This is a genomic window from Mycolicibacterium sp. 624, assembly GCF_040548615.1.
Lineage (GTDB): Bacteria > Actinomycetota > Actinomycetes > Mycobacteriales > Mycobacteriaceae > Mycobacterium.
In genome coordinates this window covers 1-16,485 of sequence record NZ_JBEPRZ010000011.1, presented here as the reverse complement: position 1 = coordinate 16,485, position 16,485 = coordinate 1, and the positions used below count along the sequence as shown (strand labels likewise).

Here is a 16,485-nt window from a genome sequence, read left to right as displayed (position 1 = left end):
GGCACCTGCACTACCCTTTAGCCCGTGTGCGGAATCGTCGGATATGTCGGACAGCGCCCTGCCCGGGGCATCGTCGTCGACGCGTTGCGCCGGATGGAGTACCGCGGTTACGACTCATCTGGTGTGGCGCTGCTCGACGGCTCGGGTGGACTGACGGTCCGCAGGCGCGCCGGCAGGCTGTCCAATCTGGAGGCAGCTCTCGATGAGACGCCCGACGGGGTGCTGGACGGCAACACAGGCATGGGCCACACCCGCTGGGCCACCCACGGTCGCCCGACGGACCGCAACGCGCACCCGCACCGCGATGCCGCGGGCAAGATCGCCGTGGTCCACAACGGCATCATCGAGAACTTCGCGTCCCTGCGCGCCGAGCTCGAGGCCACCGGGGTCGAGTTCGCGAGCGACACCGACACCGAGGTCGCCGTTCACCTGGTGTCGTGGCAGTACCACCACGGACCCACCGCGGGTGACTTCGTCGGCTCCGTGATGGCCGTCCTGCCGCGCCTTGAGGGCCACTTCACGCTGGTGTTCGCCAGCGCTGACGACCCCGGCACCATCGTGGCGGCCCGCCGCTCGACCCCGCTGGTCATCGGCGTCGGTGACGGCGAGATGTTCCTCGGCTCCGACGTCGCCGCCTTCATCGAGCACACCCGTGAGGCCGTTGAGCTGGGTCAGGACCAGGCCGTCGTGATCACCGCCGACGGCTACGAGATCTACGACTTCCACGGCAACCGGGACGACGCCGCTGCTCGTCCCTTCCACATCGACTGGGATCTGTCGGCCGCCGAGAAGGGCGGCTACGAGTACTTCATGCTCAAGGAGATCGCCGAGCAGCCCGCCGCGGTCGCAGACACCCTGCTCGGGCACTTCGCCGACGGTCGCATCGTGCTCGACGAGCAACGGCTGTCCGATCAGGAACTGCGCGAGGTCGACAAGGTCTTCATCGTCGCCTGCGGTACCGCGTACCACTCGGGGATGCTGGCCAAGTACGCGATCGAGCACTGGACCCGGCTGCCGGTCGAGGTCGAGCTCGCCAGCGAGTTCCGCTACCGCGACCCCGTGCTGGACCGCAGCACGCTGGTGATCGCCATATCGCAATCGGGCGAGACCGCCGACACTCTCGAGGCCGTCCGGCACGCCAAGGAACAGAAGGCCAAGGTGCTGGCCATCTGCAACACCAACGGCAGCCAGATTCCGCGCGAGTGCGACGCGGTGCTCTACACGCGCGCCGGACCGGAGATCGGTGTTGCCTCCACCAAGACGTTCCTGGCCCAGATCGCGGCCAACTACCTCGTTGGCCTGGCGCTGGCGCAGGCCCGTGGCACCAAGTACCCCGACGAGGTTGAGCGGGAGTACCGCGACCTGGAGGCGATGCCCGACCTGGTCAGCCGCGTGCTGACCTGCATGGAGCCCGTCGCGGAGCTGGCCCGCCGGTTCGCGACGTCTCCGACGGTGCTGTTCCTGGGGCGCCACGTCGGCTACCCGGTGGCGCTCGAGGGTGCGCTCAAGCTCAAGGAGCTGGCGTACATGCACGCCGAGGGTTTCGCCGCAGGCGAGCTCAAGCACGGCCCCATCGCGCTGATCGAGGACGGTCTGCCGGTGATCGTGGTGATGCCGTCGCCGAAGAACGCGGCGATGCTGCACTCCAAGCTGCTGAGCAACATTCGCGAGATCCAGGCACGCGGTGCTGTCACCATTGTGATCGCGGAGGAGGGCGACGACACGGTGGCGCCCTATGCCGATCACCTGATCGAGATCCCGGCGGTGTCAACGCTGTTCCAGCCGCTGCTCTCAACGATCCCGCTGCAGGTGTTCGCCGCCGAGGTGGCTCGCGCGCGCGGCTACGACGTTGACAAGCCGCGCAACCTGGCCAAGTCGGTCACCGTCGAGTAGGCCTACCGGCGTGGGCGATGTCGGGCGCTTCCGTAGCGAGGTCGCCCGCGCGCACTACCTCGGCGTCTACCGCGAGTGCCTCGCGGCGTTGCCGTCGTATGCCGAGTCATTTGACGTACCAACCGCTTTCGGCGAGGTTCGGGGCTACCGCTTCGACGGACCCTCGGGCGGTCGGCCGGTGGTTCTGCTGCCCGGACGTAACGCGTCAACTCCCATGTGGGCTGCGAATCTTCCCGCGTTGTTGCATCACCGGACGGTGTTCACCGTCGACCTCCTGGGTGAGCCCGGGCTGTCGGTGCAGCAGCGGCCGCTCACCGGGGCCGAGGACCAGGCGCGCTGGATGGGTGACGTCGTTGCCGGGCTCGGGCTGGATTCGGCTCATCTGATGGGTGTGTCGTTCGGCGGCTGGACGGCGTGCAACTACGCGATCCGGCAGCCGGGCCGGGTGGCGTCACTTGCGCTGCTGGACCCCGTCATGACGTTCGCGCGCATCCCCATCCGCACAATGCTCGCAGTGGCGCCGATGGGCCTGCCCGGTGTGCCGGAGTCGTTGCGGCGCAGAGTGCTTCGCTGGATATCGGGTGGGGCCGACGTCGACGACTCGGTTCCCGAGGCGCGGCTCATTGCCGCGGGCACGGCCGACTTCGTCCTGAGTCAGTCCATGCCGACACTCTTCACCGACGATCAGCTGCGGACGCTGGATGTCCCCGTCCTCGCGTTGATCGCGGGCCGCAGCGTGATCCACGACGCCGAGGTCGCCACCACCCGCGCGCGGAATCTGCTGCCGCACGGTGAGATCGAGCTGTGGGCCGAGGCGTCACACGCGATCTCCGGCGAGTGCGCCGACGAGATCGATGAGCGCGTGCGCAGGTTCTGGGACAAGGTCGACGATCTGGACGGTCTAGATTCTCCGAATATGTTCTGACGTAACGTCTTCCGCCGACCTCGCGAACTGGGTGAGCTGTCCGAGCTGGGGCAGGTCGAAGTCGTCGAGAAGCCTGACGAGGTCCTCGTTGAGCGGGCCGTACAGTGCGGCGATTCGTGCGACGCCATCACCGGCCGGCTCGATGACGACCTTGCGTCGATCGTGCGGGTCCGGCGTCCGGGTGATGTAGCCGGCGTTCTGCAGGCGGTCGAGCATGCGGGTGGTGGCGCCGGTGCTCAGGTTCACGCGGCGCGCGAGCTCCCCCGGAGTCGACGGGCCGAACCGCTCGAGAATGTACATGCACTGGGTCTCGGCCGGGCTGACCCCGATATTGCGTGCGACGAGGTCATTGAACTGGGCCACCAGCACCTGCCATCCGGCCAGCGCCTCGATCAGTTCGCCGGATGCGCGCTGTCGTGCGGACGACTGCTGCGACATGAGAACCCCTTCCATTTGACTGCATCATAAAGTAATTGCATGATGCAGATATATCCGATTGAACTATCCACGCCGCCTCGAAACCGATTGCCAGAACGGATGCCGTATGCCTGACTTCACTGGATCGTCCATCGATCACCTCAACATCGCCGTGCCCGACCTGGCCCGGTCGCTCGCATTCTATGAACCCACTCTGGCATCGCTGGGCATCGTGAAGGTCATGACCGTGCCCGCTGACGAGGCGACCGGCCAACTCGAGATGCACGGGTTCGGGTGGGAGCACAAGCCGTTCTTCTGGCTGGTCGCCGATGGCAGGGTGGGCGATCACGTGCACCTTGCGTTCATCGCCGAGAACCGAGCCGCCGTCCGGGGCTTCTACGAGACGGCGCTGGCGGCCGGCGGCCGCACGCTGCTCGAGCCAGGGCTTCGCCCGGAGTATCAGCCCGACTATTACGGAGCCTTCGTGCTTGATCCCGACGGGATCAATGTCGAGGCGGTGTGCCACCGCCCGGAGTGACGGCGGTCTGCTGATACAGCGCGAGCTGCCAGCCGGTCTCACTGCGGTGATAGACCGACGACATCGCCCCGACGAACGGTTCGTCGGAACCCTCGCGCCAGGCTCGGCCCGTGTAGACCAGAGCCGCGGTGCCGGGGTCGATGTCGATCACCCGGGTATCGGCGATCTCGTACCGCAGCCACGGCGGCGCCTGCGCGAGTGCGGCGCTCACCTCGGAGCGATTCATCGTGGCGCCGTTGGCCAGCACCATCAGCGCATCGGCGGACATCATCTCGCCGTAGTACTGCGCAGCGGTGCCTTCGCACAGCGCCTTCCATCCGTCGTTTTCGAGCGCGAGCAGTTCCTTGAGGAGAACCGGATCGGTGGGGGTATTCGTCATGGGGGAGGGGTACCCGCTCGGAGTCCCGTTTTATCCGGACCGCACCGCGTAACGTTGGACCGCGACAGCACCGAGGCTCGAGAGGCGACGAAGACCCGACGATGCGGCACTACTACACCGCGGACGCGATCCGTGACGCCGAGGCGCCGTTGTTGTCCAGCCTTCCCGACGGCGCGTTGATGCGCCGCGCCGCATACGGACTGGCCACCGCGATAGCCCGCGAACTCGGCACCGTCACGGGTGCCACGGTGTGCGCCGTGGTGGGCTCCGGCGACAACGGTGGCGATGCGCTGTGGGCGGCGACGTTCCTGCGTAGGCGGGGCGCGGCCGCGACGGCACTGCTGCTCAACCCCGAACGCACACATGCCAAGGCGCTGGCCGCATTCCGCCGGGCGGGTGGTCGCCTGGTTGAAACCGTGCCAGAGTCAACCGATCTGGTGATTGATGGCGTCGTCGGCATATCCGGCAGCGGGCCGCTGCGCCCGAACGCGGCCGAGGTGTTCGCCGGAGTCGACGCCGCGGGTGTTCCCGTCGTCGCCGTGGACATCCCCAGTGGTCTCGACGTGCACACCGGTGCCGCCGCAGGACCGCACGTCCACGCGGCGCTCACCGTGACGTTCGGGGGACTGAAACCCGTTCACGCCCTTGGCGAGTGCGGGCGTGTCAAACTGATCGACATCGGCCTCGACCTGCCGGCCACCAGCGTGGCGAGCATGGAGGCCGCCGATGTCGCCGCCCGCTGGCCGATACCGCGTGCCACCGACGACAAGTACACCCAGGGTGTCACCGGTGTGCTCGCCGGATCAGCGACCTACCCCGGCGCGGCCATCCTGTGTGCCGGGGCCGCGGTGGCCGCCACGTCCGGCATGGTCCGTTACGCGGGCAGTGCCGCCGCCGAGGTCGTGTCGCACTGGCCGGAGGTCGTCGCCGCGCCGAGCCCCAGTGCCGCGGGACGCGTCCAGTCCTGGGTCGTGGGACCCGGTCTGGGGACCGACGAGGCGGGCGCGACGGCGCTGTGGTTCGCATTGGGCACCGACCTTCCAGTCCTCGTCGACGCGGATGCGCTGACGATCCTCGCCGCGCACCCCGACCTCGTCGCGGGCCGCACTGCGCCGACGGTGCTGACCCCGCACGCCGGCGAGTTCGCCAGGCTCGCTGGTCATCCGCCCGGCGATGACCGCGTGGCGGCAACCCGCCGACTGGCCGACTCCCTCGGCGTCACGGTGCTGCTCAAGGGCAACGTCACGATCATCGCGGAGGCGGGTGCGCAGTCCCGTTCGACGGGCACCACCTACCTCAACCCGGCAGGCCAGTCCTGGGCCGCCACTGCGGGATCCGGCGACGTGCTGTCGGGCGTCATCGGAGCGCTGCTCGCTGCGGGCCTGCCCGCCGGTGAGGCGGCCGCGATGGGTGCGTTCGTGCACGCGCGGGCGGCGGGGCTCGCCGCCGCCGACCCGGGACCCTCGCCTGCGCCCACGTCGGCTTCCAGAATCCTCGACCACATTCGCTCATCTATCGCCAACCTCTAGGAGACAGACCGCATGACACACAGGCACCACCGGTCCCCCTCGGTTTCACCGGCCTACACCGGACGCCTCTCCGTCGCGCCGATTCCATCGCTGCGGCTGCCCGACGATGCGATGGACCCGCAGGCGGCGTATCGGTTCATCCACGACGAGCTGATGCTCGACGGCAGCTCGCGGCTCAATCTGGCCACCTTCGTCACGACGTGGATGGACCCCGAGGCCGAGAAGCTCATGGCCGAGACGTTCGACAAGAACATGATCGACAAGGACGAGTACCCGGCGACCGCGGCGATCGAGGCTCGCTGCGTGTCCATCGTGGCCGACCTGTTCCATGCCGAGGACCTGCTCAACGACGACCCCAGCAGCGCCACCGGCGTGTCGACCATCGGCTCCAGCGAGGCCGTGATGCTCGGTGGCCTCGCGATGAGCTGGCGGTGGCGCCAGAAGGTTGGCAAGGATTGGCGCAAGCGCACGCCCAACCTGGTCCTCGGGTCCAACGTTCAGGTGGTGTGGGAGAAGTTCTGCCGATACTTCGACGTCGAGCCGCGCTACCTGCCCGTGGAGGAGGGGCGCTATGTCATAACCCCCGAGCAGGTGCTGGCCGCGGTCGACGAGGACACCATCGGCGTGGTGGCGATCCTGGGCACCACCTACACCGGCGAACTCGAGCCGATCGCCGAGATCTGCGCGGCCCTGGACAAGCTCGCGGCCGACGGCGGCGTGGACGTACCCGTGCACGTCGACGCGGCCAGTGGTGGCTTCGTGGTGCCATTCCTGCACCCCGACCTCATGTGGGACTTTCGGTTGCCGCGGGTGGTGTCGATCAACGTCAGCGGCCACAAGTACGGCCTGACCTACCCGGGTATCGGCTTTGTGGTGTGGCGCAGCCGCGAACATCTGCCGGAGGAGCTGGTGTTCCGGGTGAACTACCTGGGTGGGGATATGCCGACGTTCACGCTGAACTTCTCCCGGCCGGGAAATCAGGTCGTCGGCCAGTACTACAACTTCCTGCGCCTGGGCCGCGCCGGATACTCGCAGATCATGCACTGCCTGTCCGACACCGCACGGTGGCTCGGTGACCAGCTGCGCGACAGTGAGCACTTCGAGGTCATCACGGATGGGTCGGCGATCCCGGTCATCAGCTTCCGACTCACCGGCAAACGCGAATACACCGAGTTCGACGTGTCGCATGCGCTGCGCGCGTTCGGTTGGCAGGTGCCCGCCTACACGATGCCCGACAATGCGACCAACGTCACCGTGTTGCGCGTGGTGGTCCGGGAGGGCTTCTCCGCCGACCTCGCGAGGTCCCTGCGCGACGACATCATCACCGTGCTCAAGGGCCTCGACGAACTCAAGCCGAAGGGGCTCTACGACGAGGTGCAGCCCTTCGCCCACTAGGCCGGGAAGCGGGTCTGGGACAATCGCCAGTGGTGATATGACCATGCAGACGACTGAGCTCACGACATCGACAACCGCCAATGCCGCCGCGACTGCGGTGGTGGACCTCGACGCGATCGCGCACAACATCACGGTGCTGCGCGAACGCGCCGGATCCGCCCAGGTGATGGCGGTGGTGAAAGCGGATGGATATGGGCACGGTGCCACCGAGGTGGCCCGTGCCGCGCTCGCGGCCGGCGCCGCCGAACTCGGCGTGGCCACCACCGACGAGGCCCTGGCGCTGCGACGCGATGGCGTGAGCGCCCCGCTGCTGGCGTGGTTGCACGCGCCGGGCGTCGACTTCGGCCCCGCGCTGCAGGCCGATGTGCAGGTGGCGGTGTCGTCGCGGCGCCAACTCGCCGACGTGCTCGACGCCGTCGAACGCACCGGCCGTACCGCGACGGTGACGGTCAAGGTGGACACCGGCCTGAGCCGCAACGGCGCGGCTCGGGCGGAGTTCGCCACGATGCTGCCCGACCTGGCCCGGGCCCGCGCCGCAGACGCCATCAGGGTGCGGGGGCTCATGTCGCACCTGGCCTGTGGTGACGACCCGGACAACCCGATGAACGGCACCCAGGCTCAGCGGCTGTCAGAGATGCGCGAGCAGGCGGGTGCGGCCGGCGTGTCGTTCGAGGTCGCGCACCTGGCGAACTCGCCGGCCATCATGACGCGGCCCGACCTGGCGTTCGACCTGGTTCGTCCCGGCATCGCGGTCTACGGGCAGTCGCCCATCCCGGAGCGCGGGGACATGGGGTTGATCCCCGCGATGACGCTGACGTGCACGGTGGCCATGGTCCGCCAGATCAAGGCGGGTGACGGGGTGTCCTACGGGCACACCTGGATCGCCGACCGCGACACCACGGTGGCGCTGCTGCCGATCGGTTACGCCGACGGTGTGTTCCGGACCCTGGGCGGACGTATAGACGTACTGATCAATGGTCGGCGCCGCCGCAATGTCGGGCGGATCTGCATGGACCAGTTCGTCGTTGACCTGGGGCCAGGACCCGTCGACGTCGTGGAGGGTGACCGCGCAGTGTTGTTCGGTCCCGGTCGCGAAGGCGAGCCGACCGCACAGGATTGGGCCGATCTGCTCGGCACCATCAACTACGAGGTCGTCACCAGCCCGCGGTGGCGGGTTCAACGGGTCTATACCGGGGCCGGTCGAAACCGTTGAGCGACGAAGAACCCGAGGCGCCGAATGAGAGGGCGCGCAAGGGACACTGGCTGGCCGGCGCGGCGGGACTCTCCGCCGTGGGCGGCGCGGCGGGACTCAGCGTCGCGCGCTCACTGACCCGACGGTTCAGCGAATTCGACCCGCATGACGCTGAGGACTTCGAACTCCTCGACGCCGACCGCAGCTATGTCGTCACGACCGCCGACGGCGTTCCTCTTGCGGTGCGCGAGGTCGGACCCGAGAGCGCACCGCTGACGGTCGTGTTCGCGCACGGTTTCTGTCTCCGTATGGGGGCCTTCTACTTTCAGCGAGCACGGCTCACCGAGCAATGGGGTGACCAGGTTCGGATGGTGTTCTACGACCAACGCGGGCACGGCCAGTCCGGGAACGCGTCTCCCGACACGTTCACGGTTCCGCAGCTGGGCCAGGACCTGGAGGCGGTCCTGGCGGTGATGGCGCCGCGCGGGCCCGTGGTCCTGGTCGGGCACTCGATGGGCGGCATGACGGTGCTGTCGCACGCCAGGCAGTTCCCGCAGCGCTACAAGACTCGGATCGTCGGTGCCGCGCTGATCTCCACCGCCGCAGAAGGTGTCGCGCGGTCACCGCTGGGCGAGATCCTGCGCAATCCCGCGCTGGAGACCGCGAGGTTCGCCGTGCGGTACGCGCCGAAGTTCGTGCACCGTGGTCGCGGGGCGGCGCGCAAGCTCATCGGACCGGTGTTGCGTGCCGCGTCGTACGGCGACGAGAAGATCAGCCCGAGCGTCGTCGCGTTCTCCGAACGGATGATGCACGACACGCCGATTGCCACCCTGGTCGGTTTCCTGCATGCACTCGAGGTGCACGACGAGACCGACGGGCTGAAGGTGCTTGCCAAGATCCCCACATTGATCGTGTGCGGTGAGCGCGACCTGCTGACGCCGATGGAGTACTCCGAGGCCATGGCGATCGCCCTGCCCAAGTCCGAACTCGTGATCATCGGGGGCGCAGGGCATCTCGTTCAACTCGAACAGCCCGAGATTGTGGACGACGCGTTGGTCCGGCTGGTCGAGCGCGCCACACCGTCCAAGTTGGTGGCCATCACCCGGCGCCTGCGGGATCGAGTGCGCAGCCATGGCTGACGGGTCGTCGGGAACAGCGGAACTGGCCACCGCGGAGGACACCATCGCACTGGGCGCGCGACTGGGCGCGGACCTGCGGGCCGGTGACGTCGTGGTGCTCTCCGGACCGCTCGGTGCGGGAAAGACGGTACTGGCCAAGGGGATTGCGCAGGCGATGGATGTCGACGGTCCGGTCACGTCGCCGACCTATGTGTTGGCGCGCGTGCACCCGGCGCGCCAGGAGGGGCGGCCAGCCATGGTGCACGTGGACGTGTATCGACTGCTCGACCCCGGCCACTCGGCCGCCGGCGCGGACCTGCTGGCCGAACTGGACTCGCTGGACCTGGACACCGATCTCGAGGATGCCGTCGTGGTTGTGGAGTGGGGTGAGGGTCTGGCCGAACGACTCTCGGAACGTCACCTGGACATCCGGCTCGAGCGAGCCAGTGACACCGAGGTGCGCACGGTCATGTGGCAGTGGAGCCGGCCGTGACGGGTCTTGTACTGGCGATCGACACCGCGACACCCGCCGTCACCGCTGGGGTGATCCGGCGTGCGGACTCCGTGGAGGTGCTCGCCGAGCACGTCACGCTCGACCCCCGCGCACACGCCGAGCGGATAACGCCGAATGTGTTGGCCTCCTTGGCCGATGCGGGAGTCGCGATGGCGGACCTGACCGCGGTCGTGGTCGGATGCGGCCCCGGCCCCTTCACCGGGCTGCGGGTCGGCATGGCGACCGCGGCCGCCTACGGTCATGCCCTCGACATCCCCGTGTACGGCGTGTGCAGCCTCGATGCCATCGGAGTGGACACCACCGGTGAGGCCCTCGTGGTCACCGACGCTCGACGTCGCGAGGTCTACTGGGCGCGTTACCGCGACAGCGTCAGGATCGACGGTCCGGCGGTGGCCGCGCCCGCCGACGTCCCCGTCGATGCGGATGCGGTGGCGGGCTCACCCGAGCACGCCGCGCTTTTCGACCTGCCCAGGCTCGCCCCGGTGTATCCGACGGCCTCGGGTCTGGTTCGCGCCGTGGACTGGTCGGTCGCGCCCGCACCGCTGGTGCCGCTGTATCTGCGCCGCCCGGATGCCACGCCACCCGGCGAGCGGCGACGATGACCGTCGTCTACGACGCGCTGGCGGTCCGCGATGCCGACCGGTGCGCCGAACTCGAGGCCCAACTGTTCCCCGGCGACGACCCGTGGCCCGCCGTGGCGTTCCTGCGCGAACTGGACTCCCAGCACAACCACTATGTCGCGGCACGGGTCGACGGTGTTCTGGTCGGCTATGCCGGAATCACCCGGTTGGGCCGGAAACCGCCGTACGAGTTCGAGATTCACACCATCGGCGTCGACAGTGCGTTCCAGGGCCGCGGAATCGGGCGTCACATGCTCGACCAGCTGCTCGCCATCGCGGCGGATGACGCCGTGTTCCTGGAGGTCCGTACCGACAACGACGCGGCGATCGCGCTGTATGAGAGCACGGGTTTCGTCCGGGTCGGCATCCGCAAGCGGTACTACCGTGTCAGCGGGGCTGACGCCTACACGATGCGCAGGCCTGCCAAGGAGGAAGTGGCGCGATGATCATCCTGGCGATCGAGAGTTCGTGCGATGAGACCGGTGTCGGTATCTGCGATCTCGCTGACGACGGCACCGTCACACTGCTGGCCGACGAGGTGGCCTCCAGCGTCGACGAGCACGCGCGGTTCGGCGGCGTCGTCCCCGAGATCGCGTCCCGCGCGCACCTGGAGGCACTCGGCCCGACCATGCGTCGGGCGCTTGACGTCGCAGGCGTCTCTCGGCCCGACGTGGTCGCCGCGACCATAGGGCCCGGCCTCGCGGGTGCGCTACTGGTCGGCGTCGCCGCGGCCAAGGCGTACGCCGCGGCCTGGGAGGTGCCGTTCTACGCCGTGAACCACCTCGGCGGTCACCTCGCCGCTGACGTCTACGAGCACGGACCGTTGCCCGAGAGCGTTGGGCTGCTCGTCTCGGGCGGTCACACCCACCTGCTGCACGTGCGGTCGCTGGGGGAGCCGATCGAGGAACTCGGCAGCACCGTCGACGACGCGGCGGGGGAGGCCTACGACAAGGTGGCCCGCCTGCTGGGGCTCGGCTATCCCGGCGGCAGGGTTCTCGACGAACTCGCGCGCACCGGCGATCGCGATGCGGTGGTGTTCCCGCGCGGGATGACCGGCCCGCGCGACGCCCCGAACGTGTTCAGCTTCTCCGGTCTCAAGACGGCGGTGGCGCGCTACGTCGAAAGCCATCCGGAGGCCTCGCAGGCCGACGTGGCCGCCGGCTTCCAGGAGGCCGTCGCCGACGTGCTCACCATGAAGGCCGTGCGGGCCGCCACCACGCTCGGGGTGTCGACGCTGCTGATCGCCGGTGGGGTGGCGGCCAACTCAAGGCTGCGTGAGCTTGCCGAGGAACGCTGCGCCGCAGCGGGTTTGACGTTACGCATCCCGCGACCGCGGCTGTGCACCGACAATGGCGCGATGATCGCATCCTTTGCCGCCCAGCTCATCGCGGCGGGCGCGTCGCCGTCGCCACTCGATGTTGCCAGCGACCCCGGGCTGCCGGTGCTGAAGGGTCAGGTCGCGTGAGCCTCGATGCACTCGCGGCCCGATTTGCCGTCACCGACCTGCTGTACCGCTACGCCGAGCTGATCGACGCGGGTGACTTCGACGGCGTTGGTGAACTACTCGGCCGGGGCAACTTCATGGGTGTGAGCGGCGCATCCTCGATCGCCAAGCTTTTCGCGACGACCACCCGCCGCTTCCCGGACCACGGCAATACGCCGCGCACGCGGCACCTGGTGCAGAACCCGATCGTCGACGTGGATGGTGACGTCGCCACGTCTCGGTCGACGTTCTGTGTCGTTCAGGGCACCGAGACGGTGCCGCTGCAGCCAATCGTCGTCGGACGATATGCCGACACGTTCGCCCGCGACGAGAGCGGCTGGTACTTCACCGAACGCAAGGTGGACGTCGAGTTGGTGGGGGACGTCTCGGCGCACCTGATGATCGATCCGCGCCAGTACGGCTAGAACCGTCAGAACGGCGGCGGCCTATTGCGTTCCGCCACATGGGCATCGTTGAGTGCGCGCTCCGCCTTGATGCGGTCGGCGCGTGCCTCCATGCGGGCGCGTTTTCGGGTCGGCATCATCACCGTGCGGTAGGCACTTGGCGTTGCCGGTGTGGCAGGCGGTGGTGCCGGGGTGGCGATGGCCCACCCCGGGAAGAACAGGCTGGCACCGGGTTTCGTGGCGTAGGCGCGCCCGGTGGGAGTGGTCACGACCACGGTGCCGTCGGCCAGTTGGTGATCGGACCATCCCGGCCAGAAAGTCTTGAGCAAGTGATGCTTTCGGCAGTAGCACTTCAAGCCACCGGCGTGAGTGGGCCCCGCCGGATAGGGCACGGTGTGGTCGATGTCGCCGGTCATCGCGGGACGGTCACAGCCAGGAAAGCGGCACGTCATGTCCCGCACCCGGACGAATTCGTCGAGTGCGGCGCTGGGCCGATATCGAGGCTCGGGCGCGGTGTCGGGTGCCACGACGGGTCGCACCCGCGCACCATGGGCGATCAGGTCGGCCAGCAGGGGCGCGGGCACCGCGCCGCCGCCCGTGATCAAGGCCGCCTTCGTACGGCCGGTGTCCTCCGCACTGTCGTCGCCGACCGGATCCTCACCGTGCAGGTACGGGTCGGGAGAGCCGGTCGTGGCCGCCTCCTCGGCAATCACGTGAACGATGACACTGCTGGCACGTCCGTCATCGGAGGCTGCGGGGCACTGCGGGTTGTCACACATGCAGCGAAGGTGTTGAGAACCCGCCGCGAGCGCGCCAACGGCGTCGGCGCGGCGCTGCGCCGTTGTGCGTGGGTCGTCCTCGCACACATCGCGGGCCATCGCCGCCAGCCGCTGATTCAGCAGTGCGGCATCGGTGGCTAACAACCGACCCCACACGGCAGAGGTGCCGGCCTTCTCGTCGGGGTCGGACACCTTGAAGTCGCGCGATCGAGCGTTACTGCGCGTGCGTCGCAGCGCGCCAGGATCGACCGAGTCGACCCACACGTCGATGGCCTGCGTGAGTTTGTACTCGGACAGCGGTCCCCAGTCGGTGATGCGTTCGGCGATCGCGGCGTCCAGTTCCGTCAACGCGGTCGAATCCTGAACGAGATAGGTGCGATCCGCGATCACTGCCACCCGACGGGCGTCCACCGCACCTGACAGGAACATCGCTCCGACCTTCGGGAACCTGTCACGCAGCATGACCGCGATGTCCATCTCGCCGCTCGCGCGGCGGTGGCCGATATTCAGGGCAGCGGCGATTTCCGCTGCGGCGGCGTCCCAGTCGTCGCACGCCCAGTTGGGGTGTTCGGCAGTATCGCGACGGCGCTCGAGTTCGGCGATGGCGGCGTACTTGCAGGCCTCGGCCGCTGCTGCGCTGCGTGCCCAGCCCTCGACGGCCGCGATTAACGCGGCATCGTCGAGTCTGCCCATCTCAGCGGGCTCCGGTGGCGGCGGATCGAACACATGTTCGATTATAGTTCCGTCCACTGACATCGATGGCAGCCGATTCGGCCGTGCGTCGAAACTAGGCAGAACCCCAACCTTGAGTGCTAGCACTCGCGTGTATAGAGTGCTAGGTGGCAGGCGACCAACCCCCTGTGCCGGCTCCCGCGACGACGGCGCAACGGGCACGGACGCGTGCCGAACACCTGGTAATCGACAGGTCCGGGGTGTCCGGACCTAACACCTGAACTAGTGGAGGGCTCCATCGTGGCGAGCGTCAACATCAAGCCACTCGAGGACAAGATCCTCGTACAGGCCAACGAGGCCGAGACGACCACCGCATCCGGTCTGGTCATCCCCGACACGGCCAAGGAGAAGCCGCAGGAAGGCACCGTCGTCGCAGTTGGCCCCGGCCGCTGGGACGAGGATGGCGAAAAGCGCATCCCCCTGGACGTCGCCGAGGGCGACACCGTCATCTACAGCAAGTACGGCGGCACCGAGATCAAGTACAACGGCGAGGAGTACTTGATCCTCTCCGCGCGCGACGTGCTGGCAGTCGTCAACAAGTAAGCGTTCGTGTCCGCCCCGGAGATCACCGTCGAAACGTGTGATTTCCGGGGCGGCATGCGTTGTATCTCTCCTACGTAGTCAGAAAGTACATTCATGAGCAAGCAGATTGAGTTCAACGAGACTGCGCGACGGGCGTTGGAGGCGGGCGTCGACAAGCTCGCCGGCGCAGTACGCGTGACGCTCGGTCCCCGCGGCAGGCACGTCGTGCTCGCCAAGGCCTTCGGTGGCCCCGTGGTGACCAATGACGGTGTCACCATCGCGCGTGAGATCGACCTGGAAGACCCGTTCGAGAACATGGGTGCCCAGCTGGTCAAGTCGGTCGCCACCAAGACCAACGACGTCGCCGGTGACGGCACCACGACCGCCACTGTCCTGGCCCAGGCCATCATCAAGGCCGGGCTGCGCAACGTCGCGGCGGGCGCCAACCCCATCGCCGTCGGCTCGGGTATCAGCAAGGCCGCCGACGCCGTGTCCGAGGCGCTACTCGCCGCGGCCACCCCGGTCAACGACAAGAAGGCCATCGCGCAGGTCGCCACCGTCTCCTCGCGCGACGCGGAGATCGGCGAACTGGTCGGTGAGGCAATGACCGTCGTCGGCCACGACGGCGTCGTCACCATCGAGGAATCGTCGACGATGTCGACCGAACTCGAGGTCACCGAGGGCGTCGGCTTCGACAAGGGTTTCCTGTCGGCGTACTTCGTCACCGACTTCGACTCGCAGGAAGCCGTCCTCGAGGATGCGCTGGTGCTGCTGCACCGCGACAAGATCAGCTCGCTGCCCGATCTGCTCCCGCTGCTGGAGAAGGTCGCCGAATCCGGTAAGCCGCTGCTGATCATTGCCGAGGACGTCGACGGTGAGGCGCTGTCCACCCTGGTGGTCAACGCGATCCGCAAGACGCTGAAGGCCGTGGCGGTCAAGGCACCGTTCTTCGGTGACCGCCGCAAGGCGTTCCTCGACGACCTTGCGGTCGTCACCGGCGGCCAGGTCGTCAACCCCGATGTGGGGCTGCTGCTTCGCGAGGCCGGGCTGGACGTGCTGGGCACTGCGCGCCGCGTCGTGGTCAACAAGGACAGCACCGTGATCGTCGACGGTGGCGGCTCTGCCGATGCCGTGCAGGCGCGCGCTTCACAGCTGCGGGCCGAGATCGAGTCGACCGATTCCGACTGGGATCGCGAGAAGCTCGAGGAGCGGCTGGCCAAGCTGGCCGGCGGCATCGCGGTCATCAAGGTCGGCGCGGCCACCGAGACCGACCTGAAGAAGCGCAAGGAGGCCGTCGAGGACGCGGTCGCCGCGGCCAAGGCAGCCGTCGAGGAGGGCATCGTCACCGGAGGTGGCGCGGCGCTGGTTCAGGCCGGCGCGGTGCTGGACAAACTGCGCGAGTCGCTCAGTGGTGACGAGGCGATCGGCGTTGACGTCTTCGCCGCAGCGCTGTCATCCCCGCTGTACTGGATCGCCACCAACGCAGGCCTCGATGGGGCCGTCGTGGTGAACAAGGTCCGCGAACTGCCCGCCGGGCACGGCTTCAACGCCGCGACCCTGTCGTACGGCGATCTGGTTGCCGACGGCATCGTCGACCCGGTGAAGGTCACCCGCTCCGCGGTGGTCAACGCGGCATCGGTCGCGCGCATGGTGCTCTCCACCGAGACCGCGATCGTCGAGAAGCCCGTCGAGGCGGACGATGATCACGGGCACGGCCACCACGGCCACGCTCACTAGGCACTGATTCTCGAAAGCACCCCCGGTCCTGAAGTGCTCCCCGGAAGTTGGACTGAGAAATTCAGTTCCTTCTTCTGGGGAGTACTTTTTTGCATCCACGTAGTTCGTTGACTGAGGGGCAGCGCGGTGCGGTTGTAGCGTTGTTCGAGCAGGGTTGGCGGCATCACGCCACGGCGACGCGTCTCGGGTTGAGTCCGTGGGCGGTGCGCGATGTGTATCGCCGGTGGAGCCTGCACGGCAGGAGAGCGCTGGTGGCTAAACCGACCAAGACGTCGTACTCGTTCGAGTTCAAACTCGACGTCGTCGGC

General features: G+C 68.0%; 18 protein-coding genes. 15 read left to right on the top strand and 3 right to left on the bottom strand.

Going from position 1 to position 16,485, the window contains the following annotated elements:
- Positions 1–24: 24 nt before the first annotated feature.
- Together glmS and ABIA65_RS31440 are read left to right on the top strand one after the other, a co-directional pair.
- Positions 25–1,893: a glutamine--fructose-6-phosphate transaminase (isomerizing) gene (gene glmS / locus ABIA65_RS31445; RefSeq protein WP_354526037.1), complete on the top strand. Its 1,869-nt coding sequence runs from the start codon at positions 25–27 to the stop codon at positions 1,891–1,893.
- 10 nt (positions 1,894–1,903) lie between these two features.
- The gene (locus tag ABIA65_RS31440) at positions 1,904–2,818 is read left to right on the top strand and encodes an alpha/beta fold hydrolase (RefSeq protein WP_354526036.1); all 915 of its coding nucleotides are present in this window, start codon (positions 1,904–1,906) and stop codon (positions 2,816–2,818) included.
- Here ABIA65_RS31440 and ABIA65_RS31435 read toward each other — a convergent pair.
- Positions 2,795–3,271 (bottom strand): MarR family winged helix-turn-helix transcriptional regulator, encoded by a 477-nt coding sequence (locus ABIA65_RS31435; RefSeq protein WP_354526035.1) that lies wholly within the window; start codon positions 3,269–3,271, stop codon positions 2,795–2,797. The two genes, ABIA65_RS31440 and ABIA65_RS31435, sit on opposite strands and share 24 nt — an antisense overlap.
- A 91-nt stretch (positions 3,272–3,362) precedes the next feature.
- Here ABIA65_RS31435 and ABIA65_RS31430 point away from each other — a divergent pair, with 91 nt between their 5' ends.
- Positions 3,363–3,773 (top strand): VOC family protein, encoded by a 411-nt coding sequence (locus ABIA65_RS31430; RefSeq protein WP_354526034.1) that lies wholly within the window; start codon positions 3,363–3,365, stop codon positions 3,771–3,773.
- Here the strand turns inward: ABIA65_RS31430 and ABIA65_RS31425 are convergent.
- On the bottom strand, positions 3,739–4,152 hold the full coding sequence (locus ABIA65_RS31425; protein WP_354526033.1) for a nuclear transport factor 2 family protein: 414 nt from the start codon (positions 4,150–4,152) through the stop codon (positions 3,739–3,741). The genes ABIA65_RS31430 and ABIA65_RS31425 overlap by 35 nt on opposite strands.
- A gap of 101 nt (positions 4,153–4,253) precedes the next feature.
- Between ABIA65_RS31425 and ABIA65_RS31420 the strand changes: the two genes are divergently transcribed.
- From ABIA65_RS31420 to ABIA65_RS31380, 9 genes are read left to right on the top strand one after another with little or no spacing between them, the layout of a single operon-like run.
- Positions 4,254–5,681, top strand: coding sequence for a bifunctional ADP-dependent NAD(P)H-hydrate dehydratase/NAD(P)H-hydrate epimerase (locus tag ABIA65_RS31420; RefSeq protein ID WP_354526032.1), 1,428 nt, complete (start codon positions 4,254–4,256; stop codon positions 5,679–5,681).
- 12 nt (positions 5,682–5,693) lie between these two features.
- The gene (gene gad / locus ABIA65_RS31415) at positions 5,694–7,076 is read left to right on the top strand and encodes a glutamate decarboxylase (protein ID WP_241400696.1); all 1,383 of its coding nucleotides are present in this window, start codon (positions 5,694–5,696) and stop codon (positions 7,074–7,076) included.
- Positions 7,077–7,119: 43 nt separating this feature from the next.
- Positions 7,120–8,289, top strand: coding sequence for an alanine racemase (gene alr / locus ABIA65_RS31410; protein WP_354526031.1), 1,170 nt, complete (start codon positions 7,120–7,122; stop codon positions 8,287–8,289).
- Positions 8,286–9,407 carry an alpha/beta fold hydrolase gene (locus ABIA65_RS31405; protein ID WP_241400694.1) on the top strand — a complete coding sequence of 374 codons (1,122 nt, stop codon included), beginning with the start codon at positions 8,286–8,288 and terminating at the stop codon, positions 9,405–9,407. The genes alr and ABIA65_RS31405 overlap by 4 nt, the downstream gene beginning before the upstream one ends.
- Positions 9,400–9,879: a tRNA (adenosine(37)-N6)-threonylcarbamoyltransferase complex ATPase subunit type 1 TsaE gene (gene tsaE, locus ABIA65_RS31400; RefSeq protein WP_241400693.1), complete on the top strand. Its 480-nt coding sequence runs from the start codon at positions 9,400–9,402 to the stop codon at positions 9,877–9,879. The genes ABIA65_RS31405 and tsaE overlap by 8 nt, the downstream gene beginning before the upstream one ends.
- On the top strand, positions 9,876–10,502 hold the full coding sequence (gene tsaB, locus ABIA65_RS31395) for a tRNA (adenosine(37)-N6)-threonylcarbamoyltransferase complex dimerization subunit type 1 TsaB (protein WP_354526030.1): 627 nt from the start codon (positions 9,876–9,878) through the stop codon (positions 10,500–10,502). Before tsaE ends, tsaB begins: the two co-directional genes overlap by 4 nt.
- Positions 10,499–10,966, top strand: coding sequence for a ribosomal protein S18-alanine N-acetyltransferase (gene rimI, locus ABIA65_RS31390; protein ID WP_241400691.1), 468 nt, complete (start codon positions 10,499–10,501; stop codon positions 10,964–10,966). Before tsaB ends, rimI begins: the two co-directional genes overlap by 4 nt.
- Entirely contained in the window at positions 10,963–11,985 is a 1,023-nt protein-coding gene (gene tsaD / locus ABIA65_RS31385) for a tRNA (adenosine(37)-N6)-threonylcarbamoyltransferase complex transferase subunit TsaD (protein WP_241400690.1), read from the top strand. The genes rimI and tsaD overlap by 4 nt, the downstream gene beginning before the upstream one ends.
- On the top strand, positions 11,982–12,428 hold the full coding sequence (locus ABIA65_RS31380; protein ID WP_354526029.1) for a nuclear transport factor 2 family protein: 447 nt from the start codon (positions 11,982–11,984) through the stop codon (positions 12,426–12,428). Before tsaD ends, ABIA65_RS31380 begins: the two co-directional genes overlap by 4 nt.
- Positions 12,429–12,433: 5 nt before the next feature.
- On the opposite strand, the gene ABIA65_RS31375 is transcribed toward ABIA65_RS31380, so the two are convergent.
- A complete protein-coding gene (locus tag ABIA65_RS31375) occupies positions 12,434–13,912 on the bottom strand; it encodes an HNH endonuclease signature motif containing protein (RefSeq protein ID WP_354526028.1) in 1,479 nt (492 codons plus the stop codon).
- Positions 13,913–14,158: 246 nt separating this feature from the next.
- On the opposite strand from ABIA65_RS31375, the gene groES reads away from it, so the two are divergent.
- The 3 genes from groES to ABIA65_RS31360 form a co-directional block, all read left to right on the top strand.
- The gene (gene groES, locus ABIA65_RS31370) at positions 14,159–14,461 is read left to right on the top strand and encodes a co-chaperone GroES (protein WP_003887755.1); all 303 of its coding nucleotides are present in this window, start codon (positions 14,159–14,161) and stop codon (positions 14,459–14,461) included.
- A gap of 93 nt (positions 14,462–14,554) precedes the next feature.
- A complete protein-coding gene (gene groL, locus ABIA65_RS31365) occupies positions 14,555–16,177 on the top strand; it encodes a chaperonin GroEL (protein ID WP_241400687.1) in 1,623 nt (540 codons plus the stop codon).
- A gap of 107 nt (positions 16,178–16,284) precedes the next feature.
- A partial coding sequence (locus ABIA65_RS31360) for a helix-turn-helix domain-containing protein (protein WP_354526027.1) occupies positions 16,285–16,485 on the top strand: 201 nt, incomplete at its 3' end.

Coding starts and splice junctions, on each gene's coding strand:
- ABIA65_RS31435 (WP_354526035.1), bottom strand. CDS start 3,271: ATGGAAGGGGTTCTCATGTCGCAGCAGTCGTCCGCACGACAGCGCGCA.
- ABIA65_RS31430 (WP_354526034.1), top strand. CDS start 3,363: ATGCCTGACTTCACTGGATCGTCCATCGATCACCTCAACATCGCCGTG.
- ABIA65_RS31425 (WP_354526033.1), bottom strand. CDS start 4,152: ATGACGAATACCCCCACCGATCCGGTTCTCCTCAAGGAACTGCTCGCG.
- ABIA65_RS31420 (WP_354526032.1), top strand. CDS start 4,254: ATGCGGCACTACTACACCGCGGACGCGATCCGTGACGCCGAGGCGCCG.
- gad (WP_241400696.1), top strand. CDS start 5,694: ATGACACACAGGCACCACCGGTCCCCCTCGGTTTCACCGGCCTACACC.
- alr (WP_354526031.1), top strand. CDS start 7,120: ATGCAGACGACTGAGCTCACGACATCGACAACCGCCAATGCCGCCGCG.
- tsaE (WP_241400693.1), top strand. CDS start 9,400: ATGGCTGACGGGTCGTCGGGAACAGCGGAACTGGCCACCGCGGAGGAC.
- rimI (WP_241400691.1), top strand. CDS start 10,499: ATGACCGTCGTCTACGACGCGCTGGCGGTCCGCGATGCCGACCGGTGC.
- tsaD (WP_241400690.1), top strand. CDS start 10,963: ATGATCATCCTGGCGATCGAGAGTTCGTGCGATGAGACCGGTGTCGGT.
- groL (WP_241400687.1), top strand. CDS start 14,555: ATGAGCAAGCAGATTGAGTTCAACGAGACTGCGCGACGGGCGTTGGAG.